Annotated in this window: 13 protein-coding genes; 8 read left to right on the forward strand and 5 right to left on the reverse strand. The window is 73.9% G+C overall.

From position 1 onward, the window contains the following. Window positions 1–131 precede the first annotated feature (131 nt). Together ACIRQF_RS22280 and ACIRQF_RS22285 are read right to left on the reverse strand one after the other, a co-directional pair. Window positions 132–428, reverse strand: coding sequence for a DUF4031 domain-containing protein (locus tag ACIRQF_RS22280; RefSeq protein ID WP_376632871.1), 297 nt, complete (start codon window positions 426–428; stop codon window positions 132–134). Further along, window positions 425–781, reverse strand: a complete 357-nt coding sequence (locus tag ACIRQF_RS22285; protein ID WP_376632870.1) for a hypothetical protein — start codon at window positions 779–781, stop codon at window positions 425–427. Before ACIRQF_RS22285 ends, ACIRQF_RS22280 begins: the two co-directional genes overlap by 4 nt. Window positions 782–894: 113 nt before the next feature. Here ACIRQF_RS22285 and ACIRQF_RS22290 point away from each other — a divergent pair, with 113 nt between their 5' ends. Genes ACIRQF_RS22290 through ACIRQF_RS22300 form a run of 3 tightly spaced genes read left to right on the forward strand, consistent with a single transcriptional unit; the run spans window position 895 to window position 4457 of the window. After that, on the forward strand, window positions 895–1827 hold the full coding sequence (locus ACIRQF_RS22290; protein WP_382479316.1) for a MurR/RpiR family transcriptional regulator: 933 nt from the start codon (window positions 895–897) through the stop codon (window positions 1825–1827). Window positions 1828–1846: 19 nt separating this feature from the next. Continuing rightward, the gene (gene murQ / locus ACIRQF_RS22295; protein ID WP_404094334.1) at window positions 1847–2782 is read left to right on the forward strand and encodes an N-acetylmuramic acid 6-phosphate etherase; all 936 of its coding nucleotides are present in this window, start codon (window positions 1847–1849) and stop codon (window positions 2780–2782) included. Window positions 2783–2825: 43 nt separating this feature from the next. Next, window positions 2826–4457 (forward strand): PTS transporter subunit EIIC, encoded by a 1632-nt coding sequence (locus tag ACIRQF_RS22300; protein WP_404094337.1) that lies wholly within the window; start codon window positions 2826–2828, stop codon window positions 4455–4457. Window positions 4458–4512: 55 nt separating this feature from the next. Here the strand turns inward: ACIRQF_RS22300 and ACIRQF_RS22305 are convergent, their stop codons facing one another. After that, the gene (locus tag ACIRQF_RS22305) at window positions 4513–5997 is read right to left on the reverse strand and encodes an alpha/beta hydrolase (RefSeq protein WP_404094340.1); all 1485 of its coding nucleotides are present in this window, start codon (window positions 5995–5997) and stop codon (window positions 4513–4515) included. 291 nt (window positions 5998–6288) lie between these two features. On the opposite strand from ACIRQF_RS22305, the gene ACIRQF_RS22310 reads away from it, so the two are divergent. Together ACIRQF_RS22310 and ACIRQF_RS22315 are read left to right on the forward strand one after the other, a co-directional pair. Next, window positions 6289–7353 (forward strand): aldo/keto reductase, encoded by a 1065-nt coding sequence (locus tag ACIRQF_RS22310; protein WP_404094343.1) that lies wholly within the window; start codon window positions 6289–6291, stop codon window positions 7351–7353. A gap of 83 nt (window positions 7354–7436) precedes the next feature. After that, a complete protein-coding gene (locus ACIRQF_RS22315) occupies window positions 7437–8243 on the forward strand; it encodes a transporter substrate-binding domain-containing protein (RefSeq protein WP_404094345.1) in 807 nt (268 codons plus the stop codon). 30 nt (window positions 8244–8273) lie between these two features. Here the strand turns inward: ACIRQF_RS22315 and ACIRQF_RS22320 are convergent, their stop codons facing one another. Further along, window positions 8274–8630: a MerR family transcriptional regulator gene (locus ACIRQF_RS22320; RefSeq protein ID WP_404094348.1), complete on the reverse strand. Its 357-nt coding sequence runs from the start codon at window positions 8628–8630 to the stop codon at window positions 8274–8276. A 56-nt stretch (window positions 8631–8686) separates the two neighbouring features. Here ACIRQF_RS22320 and ACIRQF_RS22325 point away from each other — a divergent pair, with 56 nt between their 5' ends. The 3 genes from ACIRQF_RS22325 (at window position 8687) to ACIRQF_RS22335 (ending at window position 12341) form a co-directional block, all read left to right on the forward strand. After that, window positions 8687–9100 carry a hypothetical protein gene (locus ACIRQF_RS22325; RefSeq protein ID WP_404094350.1) on the forward strand — a complete coding sequence of 138 codons (414 nt, stop codon included), beginning with the start codon at window positions 8687–8689 and terminating at the stop codon, window positions 9098–9100. Between the two features lie 183 nt (window positions 9101–9283). Then, complete coding sequence (locus ACIRQF_RS22330; RefSeq protein ID WP_404094353.1) at window positions 9284–10033, forward strand: class I SAM-dependent methyltransferase; 750 nt, start codon at window positions 9284–9286, stop codon at window positions 10031–10033. Window positions 10034–10202: 169 nt separating this feature from the next. After that, on the forward strand, window positions 10203–12341 hold the full coding sequence (locus ACIRQF_RS22335; RefSeq protein ID WP_404094356.1) for a LamG-like jellyroll fold domain-containing protein: 2139 nt from the start codon (window positions 10203–10205) through the stop codon (window positions 12339–12341). 7 nt (window positions 12342–12348) lie between these two features. Here the strand turns inward: ACIRQF_RS22335 and ACIRQF_RS22340 are convergent, their stop codons facing one another. After that, window positions 12349–12726: a VOC family protein gene (locus ACIRQF_RS22340; RefSeq protein WP_403519521.1), complete on the reverse strand. Its 378-nt coding sequence runs from the start codon at window positions 12724–12726 to the stop codon at window positions 12349–12351. Window positions 12727–12758 lie beyond the last annotated feature (32 nt).

The raw sequence follows: 12758 nt of genomic DNA on the forward strand, positions 1-12758 counted from the left end.
GGCCCGCCTCCCGGCGGGCCGCTCCGGCCGGCCGCGCTCCCCGTCCCCAGGAGCCCTCCGGCTCGCGTCCGGCGCCCCTCTCTCCCCGGCCCGTCCGGCGCCCCGCCCGCACGGTGCCGGGAGCCGTCGCGCTACAGGTCGTAGCTGGGCAGCGTCTCCCCCTCCGCCGGCCGTCCCTTCGGGCGGCGCAGCCCCGCCGTCGTGAGGTGCCGCAGGAGTTCCTTCGAGCCGACCTCCACCGCGCCGGCCGCCACGGCCGAGGCGTAGTGGTCGGACGGTATGTCGTAGTGGTCGCGCTCGAAGGCGCGGGGCGGGCAGCCTATGGCGGCGGCGAAGGTGTGCAGCTCCTCGAAGGAGACGTCGCTGACCAGGTGCGACCACATGCGGCCGTGACCCGGCCAGGTGGGCGGGTCGATGTAGAGAGTCATGTGAGGCCGCCCACCGGGGCGACCACCACTCCTTGTTTGCCACAGACCCAGTGCGGGTCGGGACCCAGCTCCGGCTCGACGTCGAGGGCGTGCGGGTCACCGGAGGAGCAGACCGGGCAGAGCGGCCAGCGGCCGTACCGTTCGAGCAGGGCGTCCTGGACGTCCTGCGCTATCAGTCCGGCCACGAAGGCGCTTCCCTCGGGCCACTGCTCGACCCACCAGCGGCGGTGGGCGACGGCGTCCTCCACCATCGAGACGACTTCGGCCATGGCGACCTCGCGGGTCACCAGGTCGGCGAGAACCAGGGCGCGGGCGGCATGGAGAGCCTGTTCCACGGGGTCGATGTCGTCCATGTTCACATTCTGCTCCCGGGGCTCCCCAGAACCAATGTCCTGCCCGGATCCGGGACCTCCCCGGGACCTCCGGGGGTCTTGACGCACCCCGGAGCCGAAAATATCTTTCAGGGGTGACCAATGAAGTGAAGGAAAGTTTCACCGGCGCCGCGGGGCCCGCCACCGCCCCGCCCGCGCCCGCCGCCCTCGCGGCCAAGGTGCGCACCCTCGCCCCCTCCATGACCCGCTCCATGCAGCGGGTCGCCGAGGCCGTCGCCGGGGACCCGGCCGGCTGCGCCGCCCTCACGGTCACCGGTCTCGCCGAGCTCACCGGCACCAGCGAGGCGACCGTCGTCCGCACCGCGCGCCTCCTCGGCTACCCCGGCTACCGCGACCTGCGGCTCGCCCTCGCCGGTCTCGCCGCCCAGCAGCAGTCGGGCCGCGCCCCCTCCGTCACCGCCGACATCGCCGTCGACGACCCCGTCGCCGACGTCGTCGCCAAGCTGGCCTACGACGAGCAGCAGACCCTCGCCGACACCGCCGCCGGACTCGACACCGTCCAGCTCGGCGCCGCCGTCGCCGCCCTCGCCGGCGCCCGCCGCATCGACATCTACGGCGTCGGCGCCTCCGGCCTGGTCGCCCAGGACCTCGGCCAGAAGCTGCTCCGCATCGGGCTCCTCGCGCACGCCCACAGCGACCCGCACCTGGCCGTCACCAACGCCGTGCAGCTCCGCTCCGGCGACGTCGCCATCGCCATCACCCACTCCGGCTCCACCGGCGACGTCATAGAACCGCTGCGGGTCGCCTTCGACCACGGCGCCACCACCGTCGCCGTCACGGGCCGCCCGGACGGGCCGGTGACGCAGTACGCCGACCACGTACTGACCACGTCCACCGCCCGCGAGAGCGAGCTGCGCCCCGCGGCCATGTCGTCCCGCACCAGCCAGCTCCTGGTCGTGGACTGCCTGTTCACCTGCGTCACCCAGCGGACGTACGAGACGGCGGCCCCTGCCCTCGCGGCCTCGTACGAAGCGCTGGCGCACCGCCACGCCCCCCGCACCCGCTGAACCACGAAAGAGCCGCCCCGTGTCCACCACGTACTCCGAACTGCGCGCCCAGCTCGCCACGCTCACCACCGAGGCCTTCCGCCCCGAGCTCGCCGACATCGACCGGCTGCCGACCGCCGAGATCGCCGCGCTCATGAACCAGGAGGACCAGACCGTCCCCGCCGCCGTGGCCAGGCAGCTCCCGGCCATCGCCGCGGCGATCGACGCCGCGGCCGAGCGGATGGCCCGCGGCGGCCGCCTCGTCTACCTGGGCGCCGGCACCGCCGGACGGCTCGGCGTCCTCGACGCCAGCGAGTGCCCGCCCACCTTCAACACCGACCCCTCCGAGGTCGTCGGACTCATCGCGGGCGGTCCCTCCGCCATGGTCCAGGCCGTCGAGGGCGCCGAGGACTCCAAGGAACTCGCCGTCGCGGACCTGACCGCGCTCGGGCTCACCGCCGCCGACACCGTGGTCGGCATCTCCGCCTCCGGCCGCACCCCGTACGCCATCGGCGCCGTCGAACACGCCCGCGCGCACGGGGCGCTCACCATCGGCCTGTCCTGCAACGCGGACAGCGCGCTCGCCGCGGCCGCCGAGCACGGCATCGAGGTCGTCCCCGGCCCCGAACTCCTCACCGGCTCCACCCGGTTGAAGGCCGGCACCGCGCAGAAGCTCGTCCTCAACATGATCTCGACGATCACCATGATCCGGCTCGGCAAGACCTACGGAAACCTCATGGTCGACGTCCGCGCCTCCAACGACAAGCTCCAGGCCCGCTCCCGCCGCATCGTGGCGCTCGCCACCGGCGCCCCGGACGAGCAGATCGAGACCGCGCTCGCCGCCGCCGACGGAGAGGTGAAGACCGCGATCCTGATGCTCCTCGCCGACATCGATGCCAAGACCGCCGAACAGCGTCTGAGCGACTCCCGGGGCCACCTGCGCGCAGCGCTGCACGCGACCGGGCCCACCCCGTAGGACCTCCCCCGAGGACCCCCTCACAGCAAGGCGCCACCGCACCATGAGCACAGACGACAAGAACCGCGCCATCGCCGCCGCGATCCTCCCCCTCGTCGGCGGCGCCGAGAACATCAGCTCCGTGGCCCACTGCATGACCCGGCTGCGGCTGGGTCTGCGGGACCGCTCACTCGTCCGGGACGAGGCCCTGAAAGCCCTGCCGTCCGTGATGGGCGTGGTGGAGGACGACACCTACCAGATCGTCCTCGGACCGGGCACGGTCGCCCGCGTGACCCCCGAGTTCGAGGCCCTGCTGGCCGAGGCCCCTGCCGACGCCGCCGGCCCCTCCCCCGACGCCTCCCCGGCCCCCTCTTCCGGAGCCTCCGGCCCCTCCCCAGACGCCTCCCCGGCCCCCTCTTCCGGCGCCGCCGGCCCCTCCCCGGCCCCCGCCTCCGGCCGCACGGCGGAGGAGCTCGCCGACCGGGGCGCGGCCCTCAAGGCCGCGCGGAAGACGAAGAACGCCACCCCGTTCAAGCTCTTCCTGCGGAAGATCGCCAACATCTTCGTCCCGCTGATCCCCGCCCTCATCGGCTGCGGCATCATCGCCGGCCTCAACGGCCTGCTCGTCAACCTCGGTTGGCTGCCCGGCGTCACCCCGGCCCTGGCCGCCGTCGCGAGCGGCTTCATGGCCCTCATCGCGGTCTTCGTCGGCTACAACACCGCCAAGGAGTTCGGCGGAACACCCATCCTCGGCGGCGCCGTCGCGTCCATCATCGTCTACGCGGGCGTCGCCAAGATCGAGGTCTTCGGCCAGCCCCTCTCCCCCGGCCAGGGCGGCGTCCTCGGCGCGCTCGGCGCGGCGGTCCTCGCGGCGTACGTGGAGAAGTGGTGCCGCCGCCGGGTGCCGGAGTCCCTCGACGTCCTGGTCACCCCCACCCTCACGGTGCTGGTCTCCGGCCTGGTCACCGTCTTCGGCCTGATGTTCGTGGCCGGGGAGATCTCGCGGGCCATCGGCGACTTCGCCGACTGGCTGCTCGCCCACGCGGGCGCCGGGGCGGGCTTCGTCCTCGGCGGACTCTTCCTGCCGCTCGTGATGCTCGGCCTGCACCAGGCCCTCATCCCCATCCACACCACCCTCATCGAGCAGCAGGGCTACACGGTCCTGCTGCCGATCCTGGCGATGGCCGGCGCGGGCCAGGTCGGCGCGGCCATGGCCGTCTACCTGAAGCTCCCCCGCAACGGCTCCCTCCGGCGCACCATCAGGTCCGCCCTCCCGGCCGGCTTCCTCGGCGTCGGCGAGCCCCTCATCTACGGCGTCTCGCTCCCGCTGGGCCGCCCCTTCGTCACCGCCTGCGTCGGCGGCGCATTCGGCGGCGGCTTCGTCGGCCTCTTCAGCATGCTGGGCGACAAGGTCGGCTCGACCTCCATCGGCCCCTCGGGCTGGGCCCTCTTCCCGCTCCTCGACGGCGACAAGGGCCTGGGCACGACGGTCGCGATCTACGCGGGCGGGCTGCTCGTCGGCTACGCGGTGGGCTTCGTGGCCACGTACCTCTTCGGCTTCAGCAAGGAGATGATCGAGGAGTTCGACGTGGACACGGACGCGGAGGCCGCAGGGGATGCCGCACGGGCTCCGGTGGCCTCGGGCACACCGACGGGGGGGCCGGCGGGGCCGGAGCCGGCGTCCGCGAAGGTCTGACACCCCAAGGCGGGTCGGCGGGGTCCCGGGCCCCGTCGGTCACCGGGCTCCCGCCTCAGCACGTCACATCGGCGGCCGGACGCTCACCCGTCAGCAGGAAGCGGGTGACCGTCCGGTCGCCGCACGCGTTGCCGTTGCCCAGGTACATGCCGTGGCCGCCGTGGTCGACGGAGACGAGGCGGGCCCTGGCGCCGAGGGCGACCCGCATCTTCAGGCCCTCGGAGTGCGGGGTGGCGGGGTCGCGCAGGCTCTGGATCATCAGGATGTTCGAGGGCCCGTCGGCCGTGAGGCGGGTGGGCTTCTCGACCGGGCCGCCCTTCCAGAAGCTGCAGGGCGTGATGTTGAACGGCATGCCCGCGGTGAGCGGGTGCGCGACCCGGTCGGCGGCGACGGCCCGCTCGTAGGAGCGCACGGAGCCCCGCCACTTCACGTCGTTGCAGATCACGCCGACCGTGACGGCCGCGTCGGAGTCCGGCATCGGACCGGCCAGCATCGGCGGGAGCACGGGCGTCTCGCCGGGGGTACGGGCCTGCCGGACCAGCTGGGCGAAGCCCTCGAAGGCGGAGTCGGAGTACAGCGCGTTCTGCAGGGCCTGGCGCAGCAGGGTGCCGGTCAGCGGCACGCCGGGCGTGGTGGTCGGCTTCGGCTCGCGGTCCAGGCGGGCGGCCAGGTCCAGGACCAGCGGGCGGACCTCCTCGGGCGTCCCCGCGAGCCGCAGCCCGGCCGCCGCGCGGTCCGGGTGGGCCGCCCAGGCCGCGAAGTCGGGGAAGCGGTCCTCCGCGCCGCGCGCCATGCCCCGCAGCCAGCCCTGGGCGACCGTCCGCGGGTTCGGGTCGGCGCTGCTGTCGAGGACGATCCGGTCGGTGCGCCGCGGGAACTTCTGCGCGTACTGGGCGGTGACGTACGTGCCGTACGAGACGCCCCACGCCGACAGCCTCTCCTCGCCGAGCGCCGCGCGCAGCCGGTCCATGTCCCGGACCTGGTTCGCGGTGCTGAGGCTGCGCAGCTCGGCCCCGCCGTTGCGTGCGCAGGCCTCGGCCACCCGGCGGGACCGGGCGACGCCGGCGTCGATCGATCCGTCGGCGTCGGGCCAGCTGCGCAGGGTCACCAGGTGCCGGTCCTCCGGCGCGAGCCCGCAGCCCGCCTTCATGCTGCCGCCCACGCCGCGCGGGTCGAGGGCCACGAGGTCGTAGGTCCCGCCCAGCTCCTTCACCAGCGCCGGCCCCTTCGAGGTCAGCCGCTGCACCCCCGACCCGCCGGGCCCGCCGGGCACCACGAACAGCACACCGCGCCGGGCCGCCGGGTCGGCACTGCGGATCCGGGACACCGCCAGCCCGACCTGGCGCCCGGCGGGGTCGGCGTGGTCGAGCGGGACGGTGAGCGTGGCGCACTCCTGGCCGAGGGCCGCGGTGCCGCACGCGGACCAGCTCAGGGCGGGGGCGGCGGGGGCCACGGGGGCGGCCTGGGCGGCGGTCGCCGTGGGGGCGAGGGTGGCGGAGCCGAGAGCGAGAGCGAGCGCGATACCTGCGGAAGTCGTCATGTGCAGAGCATGGTTGACCTGACGTCAGCTCCCCATCCGGCAGGCACGCACGTGTGCGGTGGGGGTAGCCCCCGGGGGCGGGTGGGGGCCCGGGGCGGGCGGGGTGCCCAGGTCGAGTGGGGCATGCCGGGCGGGGTGGGCATGCCGGGGCGGGCAGGGTGAGCGAGGTGCACGGGGCGGGCGAGGCGTGCCGGGGCGCGCGGTGGGTGAGACTCACGATCACGCCCGTCGCAGCGTACGGCCGGACAAAGCCGCTGGCACGAGCACGGCCGGCGGGAGATCATCCCCGTCATGACCGCAGATCAGATCACCCCCGCCGCCTCCCCCACCTCTCCCGCCTCTCCCGTTTCCCCCGCCTCTCCCGCCTCCCCCTCCGGCCCCGCTCCCACGTCCGGCCCCGCCCCCTCCGCCGCTTCCCCCGCCTCCTCCGCCGCCCCGGTCCCCTCTCCCGCCTCCGCCGCGGGTACCTGGACGCTCGGCGACCTTCCCGTGCACCGCATCGGATTCGGCGCCATGCGGCTGCCGCAGACCGGCGGGGCCCTCGTCGAGGATGCCGTGCCGAGGGACCGCGGGCAGGCGATCGCCGTCCTGCGCAGGGCCGTCGAGCTCGGCGTGAACCACATCGACACCGCCGCCTTCTACTTCTCCCCGCTGCGCTCCGCCAACGAGCTCATCAACAGCGCCCTCGCACCCTCCGGCCGCTACCCCGACGACCTCGTCCTCGCCACCAAGGTCGGCCCCTCCCGCGACGCCTCCGGCGCGTGGGTCCCGCACGCCCGCACCCCGCGGGAGCTGCGCGCCCAGGTCGAGGAGAACCTGCGCCAGCTCGGCCGCGACCACCTCGACCTCGTCAACCTCCGCATCCTCGGCACGGACTCGGTCGCCGAACGCTTCGGCGCCCTCGCCGAGCTGCGCGAGGCCGGGCTGATCCGCCACCTCGGCGTCTCCAACGTCACGCCCGAACAGCTCGACGAGGCCCGGGAGATCGCTCCCGTGGTGTGCGTGCAGAACATGTACGGGATCGGGGTGCGCCCCGAGTACGACGCCTTCGTGCGCCGCTGCGGCGAGCTGGGCATCGCGTTCGTCCCCTTCTACGCGATCGCCGCCGCCGGCCGTGAGACGGGCGCGAAGGCGGGGGCCGAGGCGGAGGAGCTGCTGGCCGTGGCCCGTGCGCACGACGCCTCCCCCGCGCAGATCCGGATCGCCTGGACCCTGCACCAGGGGTCGCACCTGCTCGCGATCCCCGGCACCGGCGACCTCGGCCACCTCGCGGACAACGTCGCCGCGGGCGCGCTGAAGCTGAGCGAGGAGGAGCTGGCCCTCCTCGACGGGGTGCACCGGGCGGCGGCTGTCTGAGCCGGGTCCTCCGATCACGCCGGGCCCGGGCCTCCGGCCCCCGATCCTGCCTGGTCCGGAGGACACGACCTAGACTCCGCCGCATGACCGACGCCGACGCCGCGCACGCCGCCGCCCCCGACGCGCCCACCGGGTCCCGCACCGCGGGAACCGCCGGAACCGCCGCCGCCCACGCCGCGCTCGTCGCGGACCTGGCCCCGACCGGGACCCTGCGCGCATCCGTCAACCTCGGCAACCCGGTGCTCGCCCAGGGCACCCCGGAGGCCCCCGCTGGCATCACCGTCGACCTCGCCCGCGAGATCGGCGCCCGGCTCGGCGTGCCGGTGGAGCTGCTGTGCTTCGACGCGGCGCGCAAGTCCTACGAGGCGATGGCGACCGGCCGGGCCGACCTCTGCTTCCTCGCCGTGGACCCGGCGCGGGAGGCCGAGGTCGCGTTCACCGCCCCGTACGTCGTGATCGAGGGCGTGTACGCGGTGCCGCGCGACTCCGCGCTGAGGACGCCCCAGGACGTGGACGCCCCTGGCGTCCGCGTCGGCGTGAAGGCGGGCTCCGCGTACGACCTGCACCTCACCCGCGCCCTGCGGCACGCGACGCCGGTCCGCGGCGCGGAGGGCGTCGACGTCTTCGTCGAGCAGGGGCTGGAGGCGGGCGCGGGCATCCGCCAGCCGATGACGGCCTATGTGGCGGCGCACCCGGAGCTCCGGCTCATCGAGGAGCGCTTCATGGAGATCCGCCAGGCCGTCGGCACGACGGTGGCCCGCGCCCCGGAGACGGTCGCCTTCCTGCGCGCGACGGTGGAGGAACTGAAGGCGACCGGCTTCGTGGCGGACGCGCTGCGCCGCTCCGGCCGCTCACCGGAACTGATGGCCCCGCCCGCCGACCCGTCCTGACCCGGCGTCACGACCTCCGGCGCACCGGCGTCACGTGGCCGCCCGCAGCGGGCAGCCGGTGTCCACCCGGGCCACCAGATCGGCGCGCAGCGCGGAGAGTTCGTCCATGCGCGCGTCGATGATCCGGATCTTGTCCTCGAACAGCGCGGAGAGCCGCTCCGCGCAGTCCGGCGCCTCGCGCAGGTCCTCCCCGAGGCGGGCGATCTCGGCCAGGGAGAAGCCGAGGGCCTGGGCGGTGCGGACGTACTGGAGCCAGGGCACGGACTCGGGCGGGAAGTCGCGGTAGCCGTTGGCGCGGCGCTCCCCGCTGACGAGGCCGCGCTTCTCGTAGAAGCGGATGGTGTCGCGGGCCAGACCGGTGGCGGCGGCGAGTTCGCCGATGAGCATGCGTCTCCTCAAGGGACTTGACCTTGGAGCGTGGTCCCATGTCTAGCGTCGCGGGCATGCTCCTTTCTTCCTCCTCCTACGCACGGGTCGTCCGAGCGAGCGCTTGGTACGACCTCGTCGTCACGGCCCCCTTCGCCACCCCGTGGACGTACCGGCTGCTGCACGACGCCCTGGCGCTGGGCGGCCCCGCGGACCGGATGACGGTCCTGTACGCGAACCTGATGGGTTCCGTGGTGCTCGTCTGGTCGCTCCTGCGCGTCCTGCGCCCGCTTCCCCTGTACGGCCTCCTCGACGGTGTCGCGCGCGTGCTGTTCACGAGCTGGCAGGCGTACGCGCTGGCGCACGGCGCGGCCCCGGTGGTGTGGCTGTTCCTGGGCGTCGAGGTGGCGTGGGGCGTGGCCCAACTCGCCCCGTGGTCCCGCCGGAACACGCGCGAAAACCTGCTCCACCTCCGCCCGCAGACCCCCTGAGGCGCTGCTCCACGCCCCCTCCAGGCCCCCGCCCGGCACCCCCGGACGGGGGTGGCCGCCCCTCCCGAGAACGCCCGGCACACCCCCGCCCAGCGCCTGACCCCACCGCCTCTGACCTGGGCTTTCACCCTCTCCTCCCGTAGCGTTTGCCTCACACGGAAGCCACCCGGGAGGGGACCTGTAGTGGACCGCACGACCCGCACAGCCGAAGACGTACTCCGGCTCCTGGACGGCCTGTTCGCCGCGGACGCCGACAAATGGCAGGGCTTCTACGACGACCGCGAACGGCCCGTCCCGTTCTTCGTCCCGAAGCCCGACGAGAACCTCGTCGACCACCTCGACCGGGGCCTGCTCCCCACCGGCGGCCGCGCCCTCGACCTCGGCTGCGGCCCCGGCCGCAACGCCCTGCACCTCGCCGCGCGCGGCTTCGCCGTGGACGCGGTGGACCTCTCGCCCGGCGCCCTGGAGTGGGCGCGGGAACGGGCCCGGGAGGCGGGCCTGGAGAACATCCGCTTCCTGCGGGGCGACGCCTTCGCGATGGACCTGGGCACGGACGGGGACGCGGAGGCCGGCGGCCGCCCGTACGACCTGATCTACGACTCCGGCTGCTTCCACCACCTGCCGCCGCACCGCCGCGTCACGTATCTCGCCTTCCTCGCCCGGCACCTGGCCCCCGGCGGCCACTTCGCCCTCACGTGCTTCGCCGCGGGCCCGGGCGGCATGGGCTCCGAACTCCCCGACGAGGCCTTCTACCGCGACGGCTCCCTCCACGGCGGCCTCGCCTACACGGCCGACGCCCTGCGCGAGATCTTCGCCCCCTGGGAAGAGCGCTCCCTCCGCCGCATGCACGACGAGCCCGCCGACTCCCCCCACTTCGGCGAACCCTTCCTCTGGACGGCCCTCTTCCGCCGGCCGACGGGGTCTGCCCGCTGACGCAGGGCCGAGGTGCGCCCCGGCCACCAAGACGCGCTGAAAGGGTCTCCTCCGCAGCGCTGCCGCTCCGCCGAAACTCGCTCGGATCATGTCAGCGGCCGCTGTTAGCCTCCTGGCGCTCGAACCGTCATCAGGTTCGAGCAGCCATAGGGGAGGGACCTTGTCAGTGATGAAAAGAACCGGTGTCCGAGGCGTGCTGCTCGGCAGCTGCCTCGCCGCGGTCGTGGGGACGGCCGCACCCGGCACCGCGTACGCGGTGGACAACCTGCCGCCGAACCAGCCGCGAATCGCGGATCTGCAGACGAACTTCAAACCGTGCGCGACCGGCGACGAGCCGACCTGGACCGGCCAGCCGCCGGTCCTCACGGCCACGCTGTCCGACCCGGCCGAGGACGACCGGCTCGGCTACCCGGAGAGGGTCACGGGCGAGTTCGAGGTCTGGTGGACGGACGCGTCCGGTGCCGAGCAACGCCGCACGCTCACGACGTACCCGCAATACACGGACCAGCTTCATCGCGTCACCGCGCCGTCGGACATCCCGGCCGACACCATCGTGTCCTGGCGGGTCCGAGCCAACGACGGCACCGTCAACGGCGCCTGGAGCTCCGACTCCCCCGGCGCCGCCTGCCGGTTCGTCTACGACGACGAGAACCCCGCCGCCCCGGTCATCAGCTCGCCGGAATACCCGGCGGAGACCTGGTGGGTGGGCGGCGTCGGCGTCTACGGCAGCTTCACCATGGACTCGCCCTCGTCAGACGTCGCCGAATACCGATACACCTTCGAAGGCGGGCCGACCGGCACAGTCCGCCCCACCGAGCTGGGCGGACCGGCCACCATCCGCTTCGCTCCTCAGCGCCACGGCTCGCAGCGGCTCTACGCGGAGGCCCGGGACCGCTCCGGGCGCATGAGCCCTCCCACGTCCTACAACTTCTATGTGAAGGCTGCGAGCGCGCCGGTCGCCGAGTGGAAACTCGCCGACCCAGCAGGCTCCACCACGGCCGCCGCGGAGACCGGAAAGCCGGCCGAGGCAGGCAGCGGTGTGACCTTCGGCGGCCCCGCGCCCTTCGGTACCGGACTCACCACCGGCGCGACCCTCGACGGCAGCAGCCACGCCTACCTCACCACCGGAAGCCCTGCTGTCGACGCAGCCAAGACCTTCGCCGTCGGCGCCTGGGTACGGCCCGCGGAGACCGGCCGACCGATGACCGTGGCCAGCCAGGACTCCACCGGTAGAGCCGCGTACTCGCTGGGTCTCGACGCCCCGGTCGCCGGAACCGCCCGCTGGAGCTTCACCGTCGGTGACGCCAAGATCGAGGGCGGCGCCCCCGAGGTCGGGGAATGGGCCTACCTGCTCGGCCTCTACGACACCGAGACCGGCTACGCCCAGCTGTTCGTCAACGGCCACGAGGTCGGCAGCAAGGCCAAGGCCACGCCCACGGCCTCGGACGGGGCCTTCCAGATCGGCCGGATCCGCGCCAAGACCGGCTACAAGCACCGTTGGAACGGCGCCCTCGGCGACGTCCGCGTGTACGACCGGCTCGTGGTGCCGGCCGAGGTGTCCGAGCTCGCGCGTCGCAAGCCGAAGCTCCTCGGCCACTGGTCGTTCAGCACCGAGGCCGACGGTGCCACGCCCGAGCAGAACGGCGGCGCGCCGCTGAAGCTCACGCCCGGCGCGACGATCTACCGGAACACGAACGACAGCTGCATTCCCGACATCGATCCCGACTGCACCTACCAGCGGCCGCCGCTCGTCGGCGAGGGCAACCTGCGGCTGGACGGCGACACCGGTTACGCGGCCACCGACGGCCCCGTCGTGGACACCGGCGACAGCTTCACCATCGGCGTCCGCGTCCGGATCGCCGACGAGGACGCCACACGACCGATGACCGTGCTCTCCCAGGCTGGTGAGCACACCGACGCATTCAAGCTGCGCTACGAGCCGACGACGTACTCGTGGCAGCTGATCGTGCCCGAGCGGGACGAGGCGGGCGCGCCGGAGAGGGTCGTCGCACGGGCCGAAATGCCCTCCGGCAGCAGCGGATGGGGAATCCATCTCGCCGTGGTCTACGACGACGCCACCGACACGCTGACGCTCTACACCGACAGCTACACCGATGCCGGAGCGACCGTCCACCTGCCCAACGGCTGGAAGAGCACCGGCGCCCTCACGGTGGGCCGCGGCCGGACCGCCGACGGCTGGGGCGAGTACGTCAAGGGCGACGTCGACGAGCTTCAGGCCTACCAGGGTGCCCTGAAGGACGTCCTGGGCATGGGCTGGGAGACCGACCCCTGCCTCTGCACGGACTGATCCGTCATCACCCCGCCTCTGCCCGCGGGCGCCGCGGTACCAGGCAGAAGGGGTGGCCGGCCGGGTCCGTGAGGACGAGGAAGCGCTCCGGGTCCGGCTGGTGGGCCGGCCGGGCGGCGCCGAGGGCCAGGAGGCGGGCCTCCGCCTCCGCCAGGTCGTCGACGTCGAAGTCCAGGTGGAGCTGCTGGGGTTGCTCCTGGCCGGGCCAGCGCGGCGGAACGTAGTCCGTCACGCGCTGGAAGCCGAGGAGGAGGCCGCCCTCGCGCTGCACCCCGGCGAACTCCTCGTGGTTCCTGGGGTGGAGGGGCAGGCCGGTCGCCCGGTGGTAGAAGTCGGCGAGCGCCGGCGGGTCGGCGCAGTCGAGGGTGATCGCGGAGAGCTCCATGGCCTCACCCTAGGCACGACCCCTCCCCCGCC

Source organism: Streptomyces sp. NPDC101191, from assembly GCF_044767915.1.
GTDB lineage: Bacteria > Actinomycetota > Actinomycetes > Streptomycetales > Streptomycetaceae > Streptomyces.